Here is a 20,997-nt window from a genome sequence, read left to right as displayed (position 1 = left end):
CGCTGAACAGGCGGAGGCGGTCACTCATCTCGGGGAACTCGCCATGCGCACCTACCGCAACCGCACCGCCGTACTCGTCTCCGCGGCCACCGCCGCCCTCGCCCTCTCGCTCACCGCGTGCGGCGGCGACGACGGCGGGGCCGCGTCCGCCGGTACGACGGACCGCGCCGCCTCCGCAGCGTCCTCCTCCTCCACGACCCCGGTGGCGCAGAGCGGCGACAAGGCCCCGGGCGGCGAGACGCAGAGCAGCGGCCAGGACGCTGGTGAGCAGGGCGGCGACAAGGCCCAGAGCGGTGGCGAGCAGAGCGGCGACACGAACCAGGGCTCGCAGAGCCGGAGCTCGCAGAGCCGGAGCGACGCGCCGGGCAACGCCCCCCTCTGCACCGCCAAGGGCCTCAAGATCACCGCCGAGCGCCAGGACGGTCCTCCCTACACCCACCTGACGCTGTCCGCGAAGAACACCTCCGGCGCGCGCTGCGAGATGAAGGAGTACCCGCACATCCACTTCCTGGACAACGCGCGGGGCATCGTCCCGCCGGTCGCCAAGAGCAAGCCGGCCTCCCCGGTGGTCCTGGAGCCCGGCCAGTCCGCCTATGCCGCGGTGCGCATGTCCGAGGGCGGCCGCAAGGAGACCACCGAGACGGTGAAGGAGTTCACCGTCACGCTGAAGGCCAACGGCGGCGGCATGGCCGTCGTGAAGTCCCCCGCCGCCGAGGGCCTGTCCGTCAACCCGCAGAAGTGGGCCACGGGCTACTGGACCCCCCAGCTGCGCAACGGCGCCGACGAGTTCTGAGCCGCCGGGAGACCGGGCGGAGATCCGCCGGACGCCGGGAGCCTCCGGCCCGGCACCCGACGGCAGCCGCCCGTGCCGGCCTCAGGCGGGCTCGTCCATCCCGGCCAGCACCAGCCCGAGCCGGGACTCGCCGTCCGCCGTGACGCGGACCGGCACCCCCCAGTCCTGCTGGTGCACATGGCAGGCCGGGTATGCGTTGGCCGGGTCGTCGTCGCACGAAGCGGCCATCGCGGAGACGTGCAGCACCCCTTCGGCGGCCCCGTCCGCCAGCACCAGGTCGCGCCCCAGGTCGGTGCCCGTGCCCGAGCCCTCCGCCAGTAGTTCCGGCGGGGTGGCGGAGACCAGCAGCCGGGTCGAGGGCCCGTAACGTGTGTCCAGTTTCTGGCCCGCGGGCGCCTGGAAGACCACGTCGAGGCGGAGGGCGCCCGGAGCGATCTCCGTGGCGGCGCGCCGGGTGCGGTGCGCCCGGTCCGCGACCCGTACCGCCTCCTCGGGCAGCCGGATCCGGGTCAGCCGGTGCCGGGCCGACTCGACGACGACGAGATCGCCGTCGACCAGCACCGCGTCGCTGGGCTCGCGGACGTCGGTGGCCAGCGTGGTGACCTCGTCGGACGCCGGGTCGTAGCGGCGCAGGGCGTGGTTGTACGTGTCGCTGATCGCGACGGACCCGTCGGGCAGCGCGGTCACGCCGAGCGGATGCTGGAGCAGCGCCTGGGAGGCCGCCCCGTCACGGTGGCCGAAGTCGAAGAGGCCCGCGCCGACGGCGGTGCGGACGTGCTCGTCGCGGTCGACCCAGCGCAGCGCGGAGGTCTCCGAGTCCGCCACCCAGAGCCGTTCCCCGTCCGCGGAGACCGCGAGCCCGGACGGCTGGGCGAACCACGCCTCGGCGGCCGGCCCGTCGACCAGTCCCTCGTTGGTGGTCCCGGCGGCGACGCGTACGGCCCGGGTCTCCGGGTCGTACGTCCACAACTGGTGCACGCCCGCCATGGCGATCCACAGCCGGTCGCCGAACCAGGCGACGTCCCACGGCGAGGAGAGGTCCACCTCGCGCGCCGGGCCGCTGGTCGGGGTCCCCTGCCACCACTGGCGGCCGGTGCCGGCGAGCGTGCTGGTCACCCCCGTCGAGAGGTCCAGGGCGCGGATCGCGTGGTTGACGGTGTCCGCGACGGCGATCCGGCCGTCCGGCAGCACGGCGAGCCCCTGCGGTTCGCTGAACCGGGCCTCGTCCGGGCCTCCGTCGTTCAGCCCGCGTTCGCCCGTGCCGAAGTGGCGCCGCACGGTCTCGCCGTCCGCGTCCAGCTCGACGAGGCGGTGCCGGGTGGTGTCGGAGACCAGGAAGCCCCCGTCCGGCAGCGGCAGCGCCTTGCCGGGGAAGCGCAGGTGCGTGGCGACGGGCTCGGGCGCGACGTAGGGGCCGTCGCCCCGGCGCAGGGTTCCCTTGGCCCCGTGCTCGGCCTCCAGCTCCTCCACGAGCTTCTCGATGGCGTGCGCGTGGCCCTCGCCCGCGTGCTGGGCGACGACATAGCCCTCGGGGTCGATCACGACGAGCGTCGGCCAGGCGCGTACCGCGTACTGCTTCCAGGTGGCCAGCTCGGGGTCGTCCAGGACGGGGTGGTGGACCTCGTAGCGTTCGACGGCGTCGACGACGGCCTGGTGCTCGGCCTCGTGGACGAACTTCGGCGAGTGGACGCCGATGATCACCACGGTGTCGCGGTGCTTCTCCTCCAGTTCGCGCAGCTCGTCCAGGACGTGCAGACAGTTCACACAGCAGAACGTCCAGAAATCGAGGATGACGATACGTCCTCGCAGGTCAGCGAGGGTGTACTGCTGGTCGCCTGTATTGAACCAGCCGCCCTTGCCGATGAGTTCGGGGGCGCGGACGCGTGCACGTGTTGCCATGTCACCAGTCAACACCCTGATCGCCTGCGCGCATTCCGCCGGGGCCCGGGGGAACCTGTGCCCCATGAGACTTCTCGTGCGCGAGCGGATGTTCGCCATCGGCGACGACTACTGGATCGAGGACGACGCGGGCCGCAAGGCCTTCCTGGTCGACGGAAAGGCGATGCGGCTGCGCGACACCTTCGAGCTGAAGGACCCGGACGGCCGGATCCTGGTCGAGCTGCGGCAGAAGCTGATCAGCCTGCGCGACACGATGCTCATCGAGCGGGGCGGCGAGGAGCTGGCCACGGTCAAGCGCAAGCGGCTGTCGCTGCTCCGCAACCACTACCGGGTGACGCTGGTGGACGGTACGGAGCTGGACGTCAGCGGCAAGATCCTGGACCGCGAGTTCGCCATCGAGTACGACGGCGAACTGCTGGCCCAGGTCTCGCGCCGCTGGTTGACCCTCCGGGACACGTACGGCATCGACATCGTCCGGGACGACGCGGACACCGCGCTGCTCATCGCCGTCGCGATGTGCGTCATCGTGCTGGCCGACAAGGAGAACGGGGGCTGAGCCCCCCGCGCCCGTACGACCGTCCGCCGTCACACGTCTACGTCCGCTGTCACACGCGTTCGCCCACCGTCACACGTCTACGTCCGCTGTTTCACGTGAAACAACGCCCGCCCACAGCCGTGCCGTCCTTCCGCGGTGAGCACTGCCGCGGTGAGCTCCGCGCCGGGGAGGAGTGCTCACCGAAGCGGCGGAGCGAGCCCCAGTCGGCGGCCCTTGAGCGCCGGGAACTGCTCCCGGGTCGTCCGCACCTTCTCCGGGTCCAGCCGGACCGTCAGGACCTCCTCGTCCGCGCCCGCCTCGGCCAGCACCTCGCCCCACGGATCGACGACGATGCTGTGCCCGGCCTGCTGGACGCCGGCATGGGTGCCCGCCGTTCCGACCGCGAGGACGTACGCCTGGTTCTCCACGGCACGCGCCTGTGCCAGGAGCGTCCAGTGGGCGCGGCGGCGCTCGGGCCAGCCCGCCGCGACGACCAGCGTCTCGGCTCCCGCGTCGACGAGCCCCCGGAACTGTTCGGGGAAGCGGAGGTCGTAACAGGTCGCCAGCCCCAGCGTGGTGTCCGGCAGCGGGACGGTCACCAACTCCTCGCCCGCGCCCATCATCACCGCCTCGCCCTGGTCGAAGCCGAAGCGGTGGATCTTGCGGTAGGAGGCGGCGCGCTCACCTTCGGGTGAGAAGACCAGGCTGGTGTTGAACAGGGTGCCGTCGTCCGCCCGTTCGACGAAGGAGCCGGCGTGCAGCCAGACCCCGGCCTCGGCCGCCGCCTTGGCCATCACCTGGTGCGTGGGGCCCTCCAGCGGCTCGGCCTCCGCCTCGAAGGCGGTGTAGGCGAACGCCCCGACGGGCCAGAGTTCGGGAAGAACTACCAGGTCAGCACCGCTCTGGGCGACCACCAGACCGGCCGCGCGCGCCCTGCGGGCCGCGACGGATTCGTCCGGGTCCACCGTGATCTGGATGAGGGAGGCGCGCACACTACCACCGTCCTGGCATTCGAGCCGTCAACACGGGCCTACGATCGTCACACGAAAGCACTGCCGGGGTGCCTGCTCGCAGCGTAACTTAGCCACCGAACCTCCCGACTCAGCCACCGAACCTCCCACGCAGCCCGCCGACAGCGCCGTCAGTGCCCGCCCACCCGCCCGCACTCCCTGCTCTCCAGCCCATGCACCGCAGAACCGCACGAGGGGTCCCGTGACCGTCCATCCCAGCCTCCAGCCCTACACCGACGCCGCGACCCACTCCATCGAGGCGATAGCCGAGCTGGTGAAGCCCCTCCCGGAAGGCGAGTGGAACCGCCGCACTCCCTGCCCCGGGTGGTCGGTGCGCGACATCGTGTCGCACGTCATCGGCATGGAGTGCGAGATGCTCGGTGACCCCCGGCCGATCCACACCCTGCCGCGCGACCTCTACCACGTGCGGAGCGACTTCGCCCGCTACATGGAGATGCAGGTCGACGTCCGGCGGCACCACACCTCCCCGGAGATCCTCGCCGAGCTGGAGTACGTCCTCATCCGCCGCGCCCGCCAGATCCGCAACGAGTCGCGCAGCCCCGAGACCAAGGTCCGTGCGCCCCTGGGCGCCGAGCAGACCCTCGAAACGGCTTTGAACCTGCGGGCCTTCGACCTCTGGGTGCACGAGCAGGACCTGCGCGCCACGCTCGGGCAGCCGGGCAACCTGGACTCTCCCGGCGCCCTCGTCACCCGGGACATGCTGCTCGCCGGGTTGCCGAAGGTGGTCGCCAAGGCGGCGGGCGCGCCCGCGAATTCGGCGGTCGTCCTCGATGTGCACGGCCCGATGGAGTTCCTGCGGACGGTACGGGTCGACGCCGAGGGCCGCGGTTCGGTCGACGGCGCGCCCTCGCTCGGCCCCGCCGTGACGCTCTCGCTGGACTGGGAGACGTACGTCCGCCTCGCCTGCGGCCGGGTCCGGCACACGGCCGTCGCCGACCGGATCAAGGTCGAGGGCGACCAGGAGCTGGCCACCGCGATCCTGGACAACTTCGCTCTCACGCCCTGACCCGCCCCGCACCCCGGCGGCGCCCGTCCCGCCCCCGAGGCGGCGGGCGCGCCGCCGAGCGGCCCCGGGCGGCTCCCCGGCGGGAGACCGCGAGGGCGCGGCGCCGGGCGGCTTCCCCGGCAGCCCTACACGGGCACGTGCACGGCCTCGACGCGGCTGACCACGTGGTGCTCGCGCTCCCTGAGCGCCGCCCGGCGACGCAGCCGCAGGATCTGGGTGACGCCGAGCGCCTCCAGGACGAAGACCGAGGCGAACGCGACGCGGTAGTCGTCGCCCGTGGCGTCCAGCAGGACCCCGACCGCGAACAGGGTGGTCATCGAGGCGATGAACCCGCCCATGTTGACGATCCCCGACGCGGTGCCCTGACGCTCGGGCGGATTGGCCGGGCGGGCGAAGTCGAAGCCGACCATCGAGGCCGGGCCGCAGGCGCCGAGCACCACGCACAGGACCACCAGCAGCCACATCGGCGTGCGGTCGGCCGGGTAGAGGATCGCCGCGGCCCAGAGCAGGGCCGTGGTGGCGACCGTGCCCAGCACGATCGGGGTCCGCGCCTCGTGGTGGCGGGCGATGATCTGGCCGTAGACGAGGCCCACCACCATGTTGGAGAGCACCACCAGGGTGAGCAGCGTGCCCGCCGTCCCCCGGCTCAGCCCCTGCGCCTCGACCAGGAACGGCATCCCCCACAGCAGCAGGAACACCATCGCCGGGAACTGGGTGGTGAAGTGCACCCACATCCCCAGCCGTGTCCCGGGCTCCCGCCAGGCGGCGGCTATCTGCTTGCGGACGTACGCGGCCCCGGCGTGCTCGGCGGGCGGCGGCTCGTGGCCCTCGGGGTGGTCCTTGAGGAACAGCAGGAGCAGGACCAGCACCACCACGCCCGCCAGCGAACTGCCGACGAACGTCGTGGTCCAGCCGTAACTGTGCAGCGCCCGCGCGATGAACAGTGTCGAGACGAGGTTGCCCGCCATCCCGAACAACGCGGCGACCTGGCCGATCAGCGGGCCGCGCCGGGCCGGGAACCAGCGGCTGCCGAGCCGCAGCACGCTGATGAACGTCATCGCGTCGCCGCAGCCGAGCAGCGCGCGGGCCGCCAGCGCCATCCCGTACGAGGGGGAGAGCGCGAAGCCGAGCTGTCCCACGGTGAACAGGACGGCCCCGATGGTGAGGACCCGCTTGGTGCCGAGCCGGTCCACCATCAGCCCCACGGGTATCTGCATGCCCGCGTAGACGAGGAGTTGGAGGATGGAGAAGGTGGAGAGCGCCGAGGCGTTGACGTCGAACCGGTCGGCGGCGTCGAGGCCGGCGACGCCCAGGCTCGTACGGAAGATGATCGCGACGAAGTAGACGGCGACCCCGGTGCCCCAGACCCAGGCGGCACGCCGCCCCCCGGGCGGGTCTCCGGGCAGCGACAGGGTGGGCGCGGCGTCCGGGCTCACCGGTCCTCCCCCCGCACCAGTTCCCGCACCCGGCCGACGTGGCGGCGCACGACCAGGGCGGCCCCCTCGGCGTCCCCGGCCCGGATCGCGTCCAGCAGTTCGCCGTGCTCGGTGACGTTGGCCTCGATCCTGCCGGGGTGGGCCTCCATGACGGCGACGCCCATCCGCAGCTGACGGTCGCGCAGCTGGTCGTAGAGGCGCGAAAGGATCTCGTTGCCGGCGTTCTTCACGATCTCCGCGTGGAAGCAGCGGTCCTTGACCGCCACCGCCGCCAGGTCGCCGGCCTCCGCCAGCCGCCGCTGCTCCTCCAGGAGCTGTTCCAGCCGGGCGATCAACCGCGGGGAGGCGGGCACCGCCTTGCGCGCCGCGAACTCCTCGACCAGCAGCCGGGTCTCCACCACGTCCTTGATCTCCTGCGCGGAGACGGCGAGGACCAGTGCGCCCTTCTTCGGGTAGAGCTTGATCAGCCCCTCCACCTCCAGCCGCAGCAGCGCCTCGCGCACGGGCGTCCGGGAGACCCCGACCGCGTCCGCCAGATCCCCTTCGGTGAGCAGCGTCCCGCCCTCGTAGCGCCGGTCCAGAACGGCTTCCTTGATGTGCGTGTAGACCCGCTCGGCGGCGGGCGGACGCTTGAGGGGGGCGGTCGGCGGCTTCACGGGGGCGGAGGGTGCGACAGGCATGCACACAGCATAGATACAACATGGACGCATGAGCGGCGGCGTCCGGATTCTGGACCTGCGGGGCGGGCGGCCCGCTGTCTGCACCGACCCCCTTGCGTTACGTTGAGCGGGTGACAGGTCACGCCATCGAAGAGGTACGTCTCACCGCGTTCAAGAGCTTCCACGGCGCGGTGCTCCCGCTGGCGCCTCTCACCGTCCTGATCGGCCGCAACAGCAGCGGCAAGTCGAACGCGCTGGACGGCCTGGAAGTCCTCTCCCGACTGGCCCGCGGCGACGACATCACCGAGGCCCTGGAGAGCCGGCGCAGCGCCGCCGGACCGGTTCGGGGCGGGTTGAGCGGGTGCGTTCCGCACGGCTCGGACCGATTCTCGCTGGGCTGCACCGTCAGTACGGAGTACGGGCCCATCACGTTGGATGTGACGGTCCAGGTCGAGCCGGAAGTCCAGATCATCGAGGAACGGCTCACCGGTCCGACTGCGAGCGGTACGCGCCCTCTCCTGGTAAGCGGAGAGCCGATCCCGCACCGCGCGGACATCGACGCCTCCTGGCACAACGGGAAGCGGGGCCGGAACCCGAGCGCCTCGTTCCGGAGCACCCGGCTGCTGACTTCGCAGCTGTCCCTGCGCGTTCCCGGTGACAGCGACGGCGAGATCGACACCATGCTGGCGGCCGACACCCTGCTGGACGCACTCACCGGAGCCTTCCACCTCGATCCCGTACCTCACCTGATGCGGCAGTACGTACCAGCCCGCGACTTTCGCCTGCGCAGAACGGCGGAGAACCTCTCCGCCGCGATCGGCAACATCAAAAGGCACGACGAGGAGACTTTCGAGAGCCTTGTCGGACTCCTCCGAGGCTTGGCCGATCACGATATCGAGCGGCTGGTCGTCACCAGGTCGGAGCTCGGTGACGTCATGATCGCACTCGACGAGGGACCGCTGGGGCTCACCCCCGCCCGCGAGATGAGCGACGGAATGCTCAGGTTTCTCGCTATCACGACTTCGCTGCTGACCGGTGGCGGCGGACTGGATCTGGGACCTGCGCCGGACAGCGACTTCCGCCGATCGCTGACCCTGGTGATCGAGGAACTGGAGAACGGACTGCACCCTTCCCAAGCAGCGGAAGTCCTGCGGCTCGTCCGCGGAGCGGCGACCGAGAACGCGGCTCGGGTCCTCATCACCACCCACAGCCCCGCCCTGCTCTCCGCCCTCAGCGGCGACGATCACCACGGCGTCATCGTCTGCTCAAGGGACCGCGCGACGGGCACCAGCCTTCTGACGCGACTCACCGAGCTCGACGGCTACGCCACGGCGATGGGAGCGGGCCCGCTGGGTGACGTGGTGACCCAGGGCCGGCTGGTGCCGGAAGACCGCGGTGAACAGGACTATTCCGAGTTCGACCGACTCCTCGGGATCGGGTGAGACCGTGGCTCGGGGGGTGGAGTTCGTCGACACGTCGATTCTGTGCAACCTCTTGGAGGTCCCCGGCAAATGCCAGGACCGCGAGCAGGTGATCGACGACCTGAAGAAGAAGCGTGACCGCCGGGACACGGATCTGCTGCTGCCGGTCACCGCGATCATCGAAACGGGCAACCACATCGCCCAGGTTTCGGACGGCCGGGCCCGCCGCTCCTGCGCGGAACGGCTCTCAGCAGTCCTGACGACGGTCATCGAGGGCAAGGCCCCTTGGGCGCTCAATGAGGTCGAGTGGGACGCGGCCCACCTCCAGGCCCTCGTCAACGGCGGCAACACCGGCAGCAGTCTGATCGAGCACGCCTGCAACAAGCTCGGTTGCGGCGACCTCAACATCCTCATCGAGCGCGACCGGTACCTCGCCCGCACCTCCGGGGTCCGGGCCACGATCTGGACGCTCGACGAACTCCTCTCCTCGTACGCCTGACCGAAAAACAGGCGTCGCCCGCGCCCCAGGGTCAAGCCTGTGCAAATTCACTCCTCCGGCACCACATCCATTTCACGGCCCCAGGAGTCTCCCCTGCGAGCGGCACCCTTATGTGGCCGCATATCAGGGGCATTTGGAGCGTTCAGTTGAAAATCGGCATCAAGCGCATCAATCGCGTCACCGTCACGGCCACCGTGACGCTCACCGCCGGTGCGGTACTCGCGGGCAGCGCCTTCGCCTCCACGGCACACGCCGCCACGCCGCCCACTCCGAAGATCGTCGCCAAGGGCGGCTTCGTGATGAACAACGGCACCGGGAAGACCCTCTTCACCAAGTCCGCGGACACCCGCCGCGCCACCGGCTCCACCACCAAGATCATGACGGCGTTGGTGGTCCTGTCGCAGAAGAACGTGAACCTGAAGTCCAAGGTCACGATCCAGAAGGCGTACAGCGACTACATCGTCTCCAAGAACGCCTCGTCCGCCCGGCTCATCGTCGGCGACAAGGTCACCGTCGGCCAGCTCCTCTACGGCCTGATGCTCCCCTCCGGCTGCGACGCCGCGTACGCGCTGGCCGACAAGTTCGGTTCGGGCACGACCCGTTCGGCCCGCGTGAAGTCGTTCATCGGCAAGATGAACTCCACGGCCAAGAGCCTCAAGCTGAAGAACACCCGCTTCGACTCGTTCGACGGCATAGGGGGCGGCAACAACTACTCCACCCCCCGTGACCTGACGAAGATCGCCGCCAAGGCGATGAAGAACTCCACGTTCCGCTCGATCGTCAAGACCAAGTCGACGAAGCAGAAGGTGACCACGAAGAGCGGTGGCTACCGCTACATGTCGTGGAGCAACACCAACAAGATGCTCAGCAGCTACAGCGGCGCCATCGGCGTCAAGACGGGCTCCGGCCCGACCGCCAAGTACTGCCTGGTCTTCGCCGCCACCCGCAAGGGCAAGACCGTGATCGGCACCGTGCTCACCTCGTCCTCCGAGGCGAACCGCACCGCCGACGCGAAGAAGCTGATGGACTACGGCTTCAAGAAGTAGCCCGCGGGCGTTGTACGGAGAGGGGCCCGGCCCGCACGGTTCGTGCGGACCGGGCCCCTCTCGCGTACCAGCGCGAACCTGGCGCGTCAGGCCCAGGTGATCAGGCGCTTCGGCTGCTCCAGGATCGCCGCCACGTCGGCCAGCACCTTGGAGCCCAGTTCGCCGTCGACCAGGCGGTGGTCGAACGACAGGGCCAGGGTGGTGACCTGACGCGGCTTCACCTTGCCCTTGTGGACCCACGGCTGGAGTTTGATCGCGCCGACCGCCAGGATCGCGGACTCGCCCGGGTTGAGGATCGGCGTACCGGTGTCCACGCCGAAGACGCCGACGTTGGTGATGGTCACCGTGCCGCCCGCCATCGCGGCCGGGGACGTCTTCCCCTCCCGGGCCGTGGCGACCAGCTCTCCCAGCGCCTCCGCGAGCTGCGGCAGCGTCTTGTCGTGCGCGTCCTTGATGTTCGGCACGATCAGACCGCGCGGGGTGGCCGCCGCGATGCCCAGGTTCACGTAGTGCTTCCGCACGATCTCCTGGTTGGCCTCGTCCCAGGCGGCGTTGACCTCGGGGTTCCGCTTGATGGCGACCAGGAGGGCCTTGGCGATGACGAGGAGCGGATTGACCCGCACCCCCGCCATGTCCTTGTCCTCCTTCAGCTCGGCCACGAGCTTCATCGTGCGCGTCACGTCGACCGTCACGAACTCGGTGACGTGCGGCGCGGTGAACGCGCTGTCGACCATCGCCTGCGCGATCGCCTTGCGGACGCCCTTGACCGGGACGCGGGTCTCGCGGGCGGAGTCCGGTACGGCGGCGGGCGCCGCGGCTGCCGGTTCCCCGGCGGCCGCCGGGGCGGGCGGAGCCGTGGACGGAGCCGGCGGTGATGTCGGGGACGTCGGGGACGGAGCCCCGGAAGCGGCCTGGGCCGCCGCCGCGTGGACGTCCTCGCGGGTGATGACGCCGTCCTTGCCGGTCGGCGCCACCGCCGCCAGGTCGACGCCCAGGTCCTTGGCCAGCTTGCGCACCGGCGGCTTGGCGAGCGGACGGCCGCCGGCCGCGGCGCCGGTCCGCTCCGGCGCGGCGGGGGCAGGGGCGGCAGCGGGGGCGGGCGCCCCGTGCCCGTTCAGCTCGGCCTGCACCGCCGCGGCGACGGCGGCGGCCTCCGGAGCGGCGGCGGCCCCCTTGCGCGGGCGGCGCTTGGTGGAGGACTCGGCGACGCCGTAGCCCACCAGGACCGGCGTGCGGCCCTTCGGCTCGGCCTCGGCCTCCGGCGCCTCCACCGGCTCCTGGACCGGGTCGGCGGCCGGGGCCGGGACGTCGCCGCTGCCCGGGGCCACGTCGATCGCGATGATCACCTGGCCCACGTCCACGGTCGTGCCCTCGCCGAAGCGCAGCTCGTGCACCACCCCGTCGAACGGGATCGGCAGCTCGACGGCCGCCTTCGCGGTCTCGACCTCGCACACGACCTGGCCGTCGGTGACGGTGTCGCCGGGCTGGACGTACCACTTGAGGATCTCGGCCTCGGTCAGTCCTTCGCCCACGTCGGGCATCTTGAACTCACGGAAGCGAGCAGACGTTTCGGTCATCGTCGTCACGAACCTCTCCTCAGAACGCCAGCGAGCGGTCGACGGCGTCGAGCACCCGGTCCAGACCGGGCAGGTACTCGTCCTCCAGCCGGGCCGGCGGGTAGGGGACGTGGTAGCCGCCGACCCGCAGCACGGGGGCTTCGAGGTGGTAGAAGCAGCGCTCGGTGATCCGGGCGGCGATCTCCGCGCCGGAGCCGTAGAACACGGGCGCCTCGTGGACGACCACGACGCGGCCGGTCTTCTCGGCCGACGCCTGGATGGCGTCGAAGTCGATCGGGGACATCGAGCGCAGGTCCAGGACCTCGATCGACTTGCCCTCCTCCTGGGCCGCCGCCGCCGCCTCCAGGCAGACCTTCACCATCGGGCCGTACGCGACGAGCGTGAGGTCGCCGCCCTCCCGGACGGTCACGGCCCGGTGCAGCGGGCCGGGGACGGCGCCGGTGTCGACCTCGCCCTTGTCCCAGTAGCGCCGCTTGGGCTCGAAGAAGATGACCGGGTCGTCGCTCCGGACGGCCTGCTGCATCATCCAGTAGGCGTCGCTCGCGTTGGACGGCGAGACCACCTTGAGGCCCGCCACGTGCGCGAAGAGCGCCTCGGGGGACTCGCTGTGGTGCTCGACCGCGCCGATGCCCCCGCCGTACGGGATGCGCACGACGACCGGCAGCTTGATCTTGCCGAGCGCGCGGGCGTGCATCTTGGCGAGCTGCGTGACGATCTGGTCGTAGGCGGGGAAGACGAAGCCGTCGAACTGGATCTCGACGATCGGGCGGTAGCCGCGCAGGGCCAGACCGATCGCCGTGCCGACGATGCCCGACTCCGCGAGCGGGGTGTCGATCACCCGGTCCTCGCCGAAGTCCTTCTGGAGGCCGTCGGTGATACGGAAGACGCCGCCGAGCTTGCCGACGTCCTCACCCATGATGAGGACCTTGGGGTCGTCGTCGAGGGCGAGGCGGAGCGACTCGTTGAGCGCTTTCGCGATGGACATCTTTTCCACGGCCATGGCTACTTGCCCTCCTCGGCGGAGTCGACGAACGATGCCTGGTAGGCGGCGAACTGGGCGCGCTCCTCGTCCACGAGGGAGTTGCCGTCGGCGTAGCCGTGCTCGAACAGGGCCATCGGGTCCGGGTCGGGCATCGCGCGCACCGCCTCGCGCACCCGCTTGCCGAGGGTCTCGCTCTCCTCGTCCAGCGCGGTGAAGAAGGCGTCGTCCGCGAGCCCCTCCTTCTCCAGGTACGCCCGCAGCCGCAGGATCGGGTCCTTGGCCTCCCAGGCGGCCCGCTCCTCGTCGGCCCGGTACTTCGTCGGGTCGTCGGAGGTGGTGTGCGCGCCCATGCGGTAGGTGAACGCCTCGACGAGGGTCGGGCCCTCGCCCCGGCGGGCGCGCTCCAGCGCGGAGCGGGTGACGGCCAGGCAGGCCAGCACGTCGTTGCCGTCGACGCGGACGCCGGGGAAGCCGTAGCCCTGGGCGCGCTGGTAGAGCGGCACCCGGGTCTGGCGCTCGGTGGGCTCGGAGATCGCCCACTGGTTGTTCTGGCAGAAGAAGACGACCGGGGCGTTGTAGACCGCGGAGAAGGTGAACGACTCGGCGACGTCGCCCTGGCTGGAGGCCCCGTCACCGAAGTAGGCGATCACGGCGGAGTCCGCGCCGTCCTTGGCGACGCCCATGGCGTAGCCGGTGGCGTGCAGCGTCTGCGAGCCGATGACGATCGTGTACAGGTGGAAGTTGTTGCTGTTCGGGTCCCACCCGCCGTGGTTCACACCGCGGAACATCCCGAGCAGGTTGGTCGGGTCGACGCCCCGGCACCAGGCGACCCCGTGCTCGCGGTAGGTCGGGAAGACGTAGTCGTCGTCGCGCAGGGCCCGGCCGCTGCCGATCTGTGCGGCCTCCTGGCCGAGCAGCGACGCCCACAGGCCCAGCTCGCCCTGCCGCTGGAGGGCGGTCGCCTCGGCGTCGAAGCGGCGGGTGAGCACCATGTCCCGGTACAGGCCGCGCAGTTCTTCGGCGCTCAGGTCGATGCTGTAGTCCGGGTGCTCGACGCGCTCGCCCTCGGGCGTGAGCAGCTGTACGAGCTGGGGCTCGGCGCTCTGCGGCTTCTTCGCGGCGCTGGTCCGCTTACTGGCGCGTCGCGGTTTACGCGCGGCGGCAGTGCTCTCCACGGTCACGTGCGTGCTCCTCCGTCGGTCCGGCCCCCGGGGTCTGCCGGGAAACCAGTGCGGCTCGCCTGAATCCGGACGACGCGCACGGGGTGGGTGCCGGCCGGCCGGGATCAGGCGTGACAGGTGCCCCGGCGAGCGCCCTGTCATAGGCACGTTACCCAGTGCTTCGCACAACTGCGAAACCCTATCTGACCTGCGATTTTGCTTGGATTTCCAAGTAAATCGAAAAAATCGCGAAGCTCTGCTGGTCAGGGCACTGGAAACAGCCTTGCAGGCCGCCGGAACAACGGCACGTTATCCCGCGGATCAGTCCCAGGGAAGAGCGGAGGAGAGGTGAGTGTGTGAGACTGCGATCGTGCGCGAAGAAGGAAAAATCACGGTATTTCTGCTGGACGATCACGAGGTCGTCCGGCGCGGCGTCCACGAGTTGCTCGCCTCCGAACCGGACATCGAGGTCGTCGGGGAGGCCGGTACGGCGGCGGAGGCCCTGGTGCGCATCCCGGCGACGCGTCCCGACGTGGCGGTGCTCGACGTACGGCTGCCGGACGGCAGCGGTGTGGAGGTGTGCCGGGAGGTCCGTTCCCAGGACGAGAACATCGCCTGCCTGATGCTCACCTCGTACGCCGATGACGAGGCGCTTTTCGACGCGATCATGGCGGGCGCGTCGGGATATGTGCTGAAGGCGATCCGGGGCGACGAACTGCTGAACGCGGTACGGGACGTGGCGGCCGGCAAATCGCTGCTGGACCCGGTGGCCACGGCCCGGGTGCTGGAGCGGCTGCGCAGCGGCGGCAGCGGCAGGGGAGAGGACAAACTGGCCGGCCTGACCGAACAGGAACGCAAGATCCTGGACCTGATCGGCGAGGGGCTGACCAACCGGGTCATCGGCGAGCGGCTGCACCTGGCCGAGAAGACCATCAAGAACTACGTCTCCAGCCTGCTGTCGAAGCTGGGGATGGAACGCCGCTCGCAGGCCGCCGCGTACGTCGCCCGGCTCCAGGCCGAACGCCGCTGAGCCCCGGGGCCTGTCGTCACCCTGCCGTCGTCGCCCGGCAGGCGGCAGGGTGACGACAGGCCTCAGGGGCGGCGCGGCCCGGGGTCGCCGCGCCCCGGGCCGCGCGGGACTTTGGTCCCGCGCCCCCGGGGCAGGCGACTCTTACGCGGTTCCTACGGCGGGGGGACAGTGGAGGCCATGTCCTTCGACGAACTCCCCGCGCCCGAAGCGATCCGGCGGACCGCGACCGGCACGATCGAACGGACCGGCCGAGCCGGGCAGGGCGGGCGGGCCGGGAAGACCGAGCCGATCGAACTGCTGCGCCAGGTCCCGTACGGGCGCCTCGCCACCAGCATGCGGGCGCTGCCGTTCCTGGCGGTGGCCCGGCACATCGTGAGCGACGGCCGCATCCTGCTGCGGGTGCACAGCGGCTTCGGCCACCACGAGGCGTGCGACGGGAGCGTCGTCGCGTACGGGGCGGACAACTACAACGGCAGCGTCCTCGGCGACGGAAGCGACCTCTGGTCGGTGCAGTTCACCGGTCCCGCCGAGCTCGTGTCCCCCTGCCCCGAGCAGGAGGAACTGTTCGGGGAGGCGCCCGCCACCGTCAACGGGGAGCCCTACGCGCCGGCCTACCTCCGGGTCGATCCGCACTTCGCCACGGAATACCGGCTCACCTTCTGAGGTCCCGCTGCTTCTGCGGCCCCGACACCGCTGCGGCCCCGGCCCGGCGGCCTCCGCGGTCCGGCCCGGCAGCCTCCGCGGCGTCCTGCCGGGCTCCGCGGTCCCCTAGCGCATCGCCGGTGGTGACCGCAAGTCCGCGTCCCGGATACGCAGAGTGATCTAACATCTGGTAAGTGCCGCGCTCATATGTCACTCGCCCGCCTGTTCCCCCGGTCGGCGAGGTGCTGCGTCGTTATCCGGGCGTGGGCGAACCGCTCGCCTGCGAGCCGATCACCAAGGGGCTGCTGAACCACGGGTACCGCGTCTCCACCACGAGCGGCGCCTACTTCCTCAAGCACCACCTCGACAAGAAGCACCTGGACGATCCGAGCGGCGAACGCGCCGCGATCCTGCGCCAGCACCGTGCCACCCAGCGCCTGAAGTCGCTCGGCGTACCCGTCGTCCCGCCCCTGGCGGACGCCCGGGGCGAGACCGTCACGGTGATCGGCGAACGGTGCTACGCCCTGCATCCCTGGGTCGACGGCCTCCACCGGGTCGGCGCCCAGCTCACCCTCGTCCAGTCGCGTCGGCTCGGTGCGCTCCTCGGCGCCGTGCACACCGGTCTGGAACAGGTGATGGCCCCGCGCGACGGCCCGCATCCGGCGAATCCGCCCGGCCGGCCGGGCCACCCCAGTCCGGACACCGCCGACACCTTCGCGCTGATCGACGACCTGCTGGACGCCGCACGCGGACAGGACGGCCGGGGCGCCCCGCGCGACGCCTTCGACGAACTGGCCGTACACCGGCTCGTGGAGCGGCGCGCCCTGCTCGAACAGCACGCCCACCGGCGCCCGCCCACCCCGGACGAGCCCGCCACCGGGTGGGTGCACGGGGACTTCCACCCGCTGAACCTGCTCTACCGGGACGCCGACCCGGTCGCCATCGTGGACTGGGACCGGCTGGACGTACAGCCGCGCGCCGAGGAGGCGGTCCGGGCGGCGGCGATCTTCTTCGTCCGGCCCGCCGGACAGCTGGACCTCGCGAAGGTACGGGCGTACGCCCGCGCGTACCGACGCGCCGCCGGGGCGGGGGCCGCGGAGCTGGCGGCCGCCGTGCACCGGGTGTGGTGGGAACGGCTCAACGACTTCTGGATACTCCGCTGGCGCTACCGTCTCGACGACCGCAGGGCCGACCCGCAGTTCCCCGCGGTGTCGGCCCTGGCGGTGTGGTGGACGCGGGAGTACGAGGCGGTCTGCGCGGCCTTCACGGAGTGAGCGCCGCGCGCGGGGTCGGCACCGGCCCCCACCGGCTGCTGTACGGGCGCGCGTGTGCGCGGAAGCACGACTGCGCGCGCCGGGGCGGGAGCACGACTGCGCGGGCGCGCGAGCCCGGCGGTGTGCGGCGGTTCCGGAAGGCGGCGCGGCTGTGCGTGCGCGCGTGCGCCGGGACGGTCGCCGCCCGCCGCCCACGCGGTCCGGAAGCCCGGTACGGGCCCGCCTGCGCCGGTCCACGGGGCGCCCCGCTCACACGGGAGCCCGGCGTGCGCCGTGGTGGCGCGCGCCGGGCTCAGGATCGATCCGGTGGCGCTCAGGAGCGATCCGGTGGTGCGGTGGAGGCCGGGGCGCCGCGGGTTCCGTTACGGCGTGGTGTTGCCGGCCGACGCGTCGCCGCCCGGCGTGGTGCCCGTACCGCCGTCCTCCTCGCCGCCCCCGGGGCCGCCGTCGTCCCCGGCGCCGCCCGGCGTGCCGGGGTCGGTGACCGGGCTGCTCGGCTCGCCGGTGGGCTCGCCGTTGCCGCCCTCGTTGGCGTTGCCGTCCGAGGCGCCCGGATCTGTGCCGGTCTGGGTCGGGGACGGGGAGAACGTGGGCCGGGTCGGGGTCGGGTCCGGGATGTACGGCGGCGGGTTCTGCCGCGTCTGGCCGCCGCTGGAGGTGTCCGGCTCCTCCGGCTGGTCGCTCTCCTCCTCGGTGGGCTCCTCGGAGGGCTCCTTCTCGGAGGGGCTGGCCGAGGTGGACGGCTTGACCGGGTCCTTGGCGCCGCCGCTGTCCTGCGCGGCGTTCACGGCGAAGGCGACCCCCGCGCCGATCGCGATCAGCGCGAGCAGGACGAAGAGCCACATCTTGCCGCGCCCGCCGGGACGCCCCTGCCCCCCGCCGTCGTACCCCCCGTCGTCCGGGTTGTACGGAGGCAGGATCGGCCCCTGCGAGGTGTCCCCGTGCACCGGGTGGCCCGCGCCCATCGGGCGGGTGGAGCCGGTCATGCCGTGCGGCGGGGTCTGGCCGCCCTCGTGCAGCGCGACCGGGCCGGTGTTCCAGGTGCCCGTGTGGCCGCCCTGCACCTGGAGCATCTGCAGGCTGTACTGGACGAGGCCGCGCATCTCCTCGGCGCTCTGGAACCGGTCGTCGGGGTCCTTCGCCAGCGAGCGCATCACCATGCCGTCCAGCTCCGGCGGCACCACGTCCGAGACCTCGGACGGGGGCACCGGGATGTCCTGGACGTGCTGGTAGACCACCGAGAGCGGGGTCTCGCCGGTGAACGGGGGCCGCAGCGCCAGCAGTTCGTACAGCAGACAGCCCGTGGCGTACAGGTCGGAGCGGTGGTCGACGGCCTTGCCGAGCGCCTGCTCGGGGGAGAGGTACTGCGGAGTGCCCATGACCATGCCGGTCTGGGTCATCGTCGACTGCGCGCCGTGCAGCGCGCGGGCGATGCCGAAGTCCATCACCTTGACCGCGCCGGAGTCCGTGATGATGACGTTGGCGGGCTTGATGTCGCGGTGCACGATGCCGTGCTGGTGCGAGTACGCGAGGGCTTCCAGCACCCCCGAGACGATGATCAGCGCCTGCTCGGGCGGCGGGGCCTCGGCGGTCAGGAGGAGGTCGCGGATGGTGCGCCCCTCGACCAGCTCCATCACGATGTAGGGGACGGTCTGACCGCCCACGACGTCCTCGCCGGAGTCGTACACGGCGACGATCGCGTGGTGGTTGAGGCCCGCCACGGACTGTGCCTCGCGGGTGAAGCGTGCCTTGGAGACCGGGTCCTCGGCCAGGTCGGAACGGAGCAGCTTCACCGCGACGGTCCGTCCGAGCCGGACGTCCTCCGCCGCGTAGACCTCTGCCATGCCGCCCCGGCCGAGCCGGTGGGTCATCCGGTAACGTCCGTCACCTACGACGCCGCCGACGCCCCAGGAGTCGGTGCCATCCGAAACTCCGCCGCCGTTTGCTTCGGAATCGGGTGCCATCAGTCCTCGCCGTCGTATCTGTCCGCGCGTCCGCGGGTTCTCACGGTGCCTTGCTGCATTGCCACGTCACGCTACAGGCTTCCGCGGACACCCCGGTTCCGCTCCGGCAGGATCATCTGCCCGCCCGGCGCGTCCTCCCGGTGAATTCCGGGTGGTTCCTGTAACGCTTCCGGGACGCTTCTTGTGCGTAGGGTCACGGAACGGGCACCCGGCTTGACGTGTCGGACCCCTACGGCAGACTTGGCGCGTAATCGCGTTGTACGGAACCGCGTCGCACGCAACCACGTCCTACAGAAACACCGCGTGCGACCGCGCGCCGGCGAGGGGGATGCAAGTCATGAGCCAGGACGGCGCACAGGGCCGCTACGCGGGCGGAGCGGTGGCGGGCGGCCGCTACCAACTGCGGGACCTGCTCGGCGAAGGCGGGATGGCGTCCGTATACCTGGCCTACGACTCCGCCCTGGACCGCCAGGTCGCGATCAAGACCCTGCACACCGAACTGGGTCGCGAGCAGTCCTTCCGCGAGCGCTTCCGGCGTGAGGCGCAGGCCGTCGCCAAGCTCCAGCACACCAACATCGTCTCCGTCTTCGACACCGGCGAGGACGAGCTCGGCGGTGCGCTGATGCCCTACATCGTCATGGAGTACGTCGAGGGGCAGCCGCTCGGTTCGGTGCTGGCCGCCGACATCCGCGACCACGGCGCGATGCCCGCCGACAAGGCGCTCAAGGTGACGGCGGACGTGCTCGCCGCGCTGGAGACCAGCCACGAGATGGGCCTGGTCCACCGCGACATCAAGCCGGGCAACGTGATGATGACCAAGCGCGGTGTGGTCAAGGTCATGGACTTCGGCATCGCCCGCGCCATGCAGTCCGGCGTCACCTCGATGACGCAGACCGGCATGGTCGTCGGCACTCCGCAGTACCTCTCCCCCGAGCAGGCCCTCGGCCGGGGCGTCGACGCCCGGTCCGACCTGTACTCGGTCGGCATCATGCTCTTCCAGCTGCTCACCGGCCGCATCCCGTTCGACGCGGACTCGCCGCTGGCCATCGCCTACGCGCACGTGCAGGAGGAGCCGGTCGCCCCCTCCAGCATCAACCGGGCGGTGACCCCGGCGATGGACGCCCTGGTCGCCCGCGCGCTCAAGAAGAATCCGAACGAGCGCTTCCCCAGCGCCGCCGCGATGCGCGACGAGATCGCCCGCGTGCTGAACGCCTCGGACGGCCGGACCGGCGCCCCGGTGATCGTGGCCGGCGGCGGGCCCGCCAACAGCGGCTCCGGTGTCGGCTCGGCGGTCTTCCCGCCCGTCGACCAGAGCATTCCGGCGCCCCACGGCGTCCAGACGCCGTACCAGCCGCACCCGCAGCCGGGGCCCTACGGTCAGCCGACCCCCGCGTCCGCCCCGGGCTACGGCTATCCGCAGGCGGGCCAGGGCTACCCGACCGCCGGCCCGCTGTCCCACCCGACGCCGCCGCCGTACGCGGTCAGCCCGCAGCACTCGACCGCCGTGGGCGCCGCCGGCCGCGCCGGCTCGAAGCGGAACATGCCGGTCATCGTCGGCTCGATCGTCGTCGCGCTGCTCGCCGTCGGCGGCCTGATCACCGCGATCGCCCTCCAGAACGGCAAGGAGAACGAGGGCAAGGGCGGCGACTCCGGCACCACCGAGCAGGTGGAGGGCTACCGCCCGCCGGAGCGCAACCGGACGATGAAGGACACGGACTGCTCGAACGCCTCCGAGGACTCCAACGACCCGCAGAAGGTCCGCGCGCCGAGCTTCATCTACAAGGACATCCAGTCGGCCAAGGCGTGTGCGGCCGCCGCGGGCTGGACGATCAAGGAGATCGCGGAGCCGGGCAACACCTACGCGGACGGCCAGGTCGTCGGCCAGTTCCCGTCCTCGGGCACCGCGGTCCCCGAGCGCGGCGCCCACTTCGAGCTGAAGGTCTCCACCGGCAAGCCCTCCTGAGCCGACGGTCGGGCCCTCCCTCCTGAACCCGGGCCCGGGGCTTCCTCCTGAGCCGACGGGCAGCGTGCCGGTGTCCGAAG

General features: G+C 71.4%; 18 protein-coding genes. 10 read left to right on the top strand and 8 right to left on the bottom strand.

Annotated elements, in window-relative coordinates:
* Positions 1–43 precede the first annotated feature (43 nt).
* The gene (locus tag AMK24_RS13245; RefSeq protein WP_073768341.1) at positions 44–793 is read left to right on the top strand and encodes a DUF4232 domain-containing protein; all 750 of its coding nucleotides are present in this window, start codon (positions 44–46) and stop codon (positions 791–793) included.
* Between the two features lie 81 nt (positions 794–874).
* Here AMK24_RS13245 and AMK24_RS13240 read toward each other — a convergent pair whose 3' ends face one another.
* Complete coding sequence (locus AMK24_RS13240) at positions 875–2,692, bottom strand: NHL domain-containing thioredoxin family protein (protein WP_073768339.1); 1,818 nt, start codon at positions 2,690–2,692, stop codon at positions 875–877.
* 64 nt (positions 2,693–2,756) lie between these two features.
* Between AMK24_RS13240 and AMK24_RS13235 the strand changes: the two genes are divergently transcribed.
* Positions 2,757–3,248, top strand: coding sequence for an LURP-one-related/scramblase family protein (locus AMK24_RS13235; protein WP_073768337.1), 492 nt, complete (start codon positions 2,757–2,759; stop codon positions 3,246–3,248).
* A 176-nt stretch (positions 3,249–3,424) separates the two neighbouring features.
* Here AMK24_RS13235 and AMK24_RS13230 read toward each other — a convergent pair whose 3' ends face one another.
* The gene (locus AMK24_RS13230) at positions 3,425–4,219 is read right to left on the bottom strand and encodes a carbon-nitrogen family hydrolase (protein ID WP_073768335.1); all 795 of its coding nucleotides are present in this window, start codon (positions 4,217–4,219) and stop codon (positions 3,425–3,427) included.
* A 220-nt stretch (positions 4,220–4,439) separates the two neighbouring features.
* Here AMK24_RS13230 and AMK24_RS13225 point away from each other — a divergent pair, with 220 nt between their 5' ends.
* Entirely contained in the window at positions 4,440–5,264 is an 825-nt protein-coding gene (locus AMK24_RS13225; protein ID WP_073768333.1) for a maleylpyruvate isomerase family mycothiol-dependent enzyme, read from the top strand.
* Between the two features lie 125 nt (positions 5,265–5,389).
* Here AMK24_RS13225 and AMK24_RS13220 read toward each other — a convergent pair whose 3' ends face one another.
* On the bottom strand, positions 5,390–6,700 hold the full coding sequence (locus AMK24_RS13220) for an MFS transporter (protein ID WP_073768331.1): 1,311 nt from the start codon (positions 6,698–6,700) through the stop codon (positions 5,390–5,392).
* Complete coding sequence (locus AMK24_RS13215; protein WP_073768902.1) at positions 6,697–7,380, bottom strand: GntR family transcriptional regulator; 684 nt, start codon at positions 7,378–7,380, stop codon at positions 6,697–6,699. Before AMK24_RS13215 ends, AMK24_RS13220 begins: the two co-directional genes overlap by 4 nt.
* 110 nt (positions 7,381–7,490) lie before the next feature.
* Here AMK24_RS13215 and AMK24_RS13210 point away from each other — a divergent pair, with 110 nt between their 5' ends.
* From AMK24_RS13210 to AMK24_RS13200, 3 genes are all read left to right on the top strand, one after another.
* On the top strand, positions 7,491–8,801 hold the full coding sequence (locus AMK24_RS13210; RefSeq protein WP_073768329.1) for an AAA family ATPase: 1,311 nt from the start codon (positions 7,491–7,493) through the stop codon (positions 8,799–8,801).
* A 4-nt stretch (positions 8,802–8,805) separates the two neighbouring features.
* Positions 8,806–9,279 (top strand): hypothetical protein, encoded by a 474-nt coding sequence (locus tag AMK24_RS13205; RefSeq protein ID WP_073768327.1) that lies wholly within the window; start codon positions 8,806–8,808, stop codon positions 9,277–9,279.
* Between the two features lie 146 nt (positions 9,280–9,425).
* Positions 9,426–10,325: a D-alanyl-D-alanine carboxypeptidase family protein gene (locus AMK24_RS13200; protein ID WP_073768325.1), complete on the top strand. Its 900-nt coding sequence runs from the start codon at positions 9,426–9,428 to the stop codon at positions 10,323–10,325.
* An 86-nt stretch (positions 10,326–10,411) separates the two neighbouring features.
* Here AMK24_RS13200 and AMK24_RS13195 read toward each other — a convergent pair whose 3' ends face one another.
* From AMK24_RS13195 to pdhA, 3 genes are read right to left on the bottom strand one after another with little or no spacing between them, the layout of a single operon-like run.
* Positions 10,412–11,911: a dihydrolipoamide acetyltransferase family protein gene (locus AMK24_RS13195; RefSeq protein WP_073768323.1), complete on the bottom strand. Its 1,500-nt coding sequence runs from the start codon at positions 11,909–11,911 to the stop codon at positions 10,412–10,414.
* 10 nt (positions 11,912–11,921) lie between these two features.
* The gene (locus AMK24_RS13190; RefSeq protein ID WP_073768321.1) at positions 11,922–12,902 is read right to left on the bottom strand and encodes an alpha-ketoacid dehydrogenase subunit beta; all 981 of its coding nucleotides are present in this window, start codon (positions 12,900–12,902) and stop codon (positions 11,922–11,924) included.
* 2 nt (positions 12,903–12,904) lie between these two features.
* Positions 12,905–14,065 carry a pyruvate dehydrogenase (acetyl-transferring) E1 component subunit alpha gene (gene pdhA / locus AMK24_RS13185; protein ID WP_073768319.1) on the bottom strand — a complete coding sequence of 387 codons (1,161 nt, stop codon included), beginning with the start codon at positions 14,063–14,065 and terminating at the stop codon, positions 12,905–12,907.
* 349 nt (positions 14,066–14,414) lie between these two features.
* On the opposite strand from pdhA, the gene AMK24_RS13180 reads away from it, so the two are divergent.
* The 3 genes from AMK24_RS13180 (at position 14,415) to AMK24_RS13170 (ending at position 16,990) form a co-directional block, all read left to right on the top strand.
* Positions 14,415–15,074, top strand: a complete 660-nt coding sequence (locus AMK24_RS13180; RefSeq protein WP_073768317.1) for a response regulator — start codon at positions 14,415–14,417, stop codon at positions 15,072–15,074.
* Positions 15,075–15,251: 177 nt separating this feature from the next.
* Positions 15,252–15,737, top strand: a complete 486-nt coding sequence (locus AMK24_RS13175) for a pyridoxamine 5'-phosphate oxidase family protein (protein WP_073768315.1) — start codon at positions 15,252–15,254, stop codon at positions 15,735–15,737.
* Positions 15,738–15,958: 221 nt separating this feature from the next.
* Positions 15,959–16,990: a phosphotransferase gene (locus AMK24_RS13170; protein ID WP_073768313.1), complete on the top strand. Its 1,032-nt coding sequence runs from the start codon at positions 15,959–15,961 to the stop codon at positions 16,988–16,990.
* A gap of 362 nt (positions 16,991–17,352) precedes the next feature.
* On the opposite strand, the gene AMK24_RS13165 is transcribed toward AMK24_RS13170, so the two are convergent.
* Positions 17,353–18,954, bottom strand: coding sequence for a protein kinase domain-containing protein (locus AMK24_RS13165; RefSeq protein ID WP_073768311.1), 1,602 nt, complete (start codon positions 18,952–18,954; stop codon positions 17,353–17,355).
* A gap of 337 nt (positions 18,955–19,291) precedes the next feature.
* Here AMK24_RS13165 and AMK24_RS13160 point away from each other — a divergent pair, with 337 nt between their 5' ends.
* Positions 19,292–20,917, top strand: a complete 1,626-nt coding sequence (locus AMK24_RS13160; protein ID WP_073768309.1) for a protein kinase domain-containing protein — start codon at positions 19,292–19,294, stop codon at positions 20,915–20,917.
* The last annotated feature ends 80 nt before the right edge of the window (positions 20,918–20,997 follow it).

It is taken from the genome of Streptomyces sp. CB02366 (assembly GCF_001905905.1).
GTDB lineage: Bacteria > Actinomycetota > Actinomycetes > Streptomycetales > Streptomycetaceae > Streptomyces.
Note: the sequence above shows the minus strand (reverse complement) of the source record. Positions and strands in the feature narration are given on the sequence as shown.

Bases quoted from the DNA above. Each gene is read 5' to 3' on its own strand.
- AMK24_RS13190 (WP_073768321.1), bottom strand. From the start codon at position 12,902: ATGGCCGTGGAAAAGATGTCCATCGCGAAAGCGCTCAACGAGTCGCTC.
- AMK24_RS13235 (WP_073768337.1), top strand. From the start codon at position 2,757: ATGAGACTTCTCGTGCGCGAGCGGATGTTCGCCATCGGCGACGACTAC.
- AMK24_RS13175 (WP_073768315.1), top strand. From the start codon at position 15,252: ATGTCCTTCGACGAACTCCCCGCGCCCGAAGCGATCCGGCGGACCGCG.
- AMK24_RS13165 (WP_073768311.1), bottom strand. From the start codon at position 18,954: ATGGCACCCGATTCCGAAGCAAACGGCGGCGGAGTTTCGGATGGCACC.
- AMK24_RS13240 (WP_073768339.1), bottom strand. From the start codon at position 2,692: ATGGCAACACGTGCACGCGTCCGCGCCCCCGAACTCATCGGCAAGGGC.
- AMK24_RS13160 (WP_073768309.1), top strand. From the start codon at position 19,292: ATGAGCCAGGACGGCGCACAGGGCCGCTACGCGGGCGGAGCGGTGGCG.
- AMK24_RS13245 (WP_073768341.1), top strand. From the start codon at position 44: ATGCGCACCTACCGCAACCGCACCGCCGTACTCGTCTCCGCGGCCACC.
- AMK24_RS13215 (WP_073768902.1), bottom strand. From the start codon at position 7,380: ATGCCTGTCGCACCCTCCGCCCCCGTGAAGCCGCCGACCGCCCCCCTC.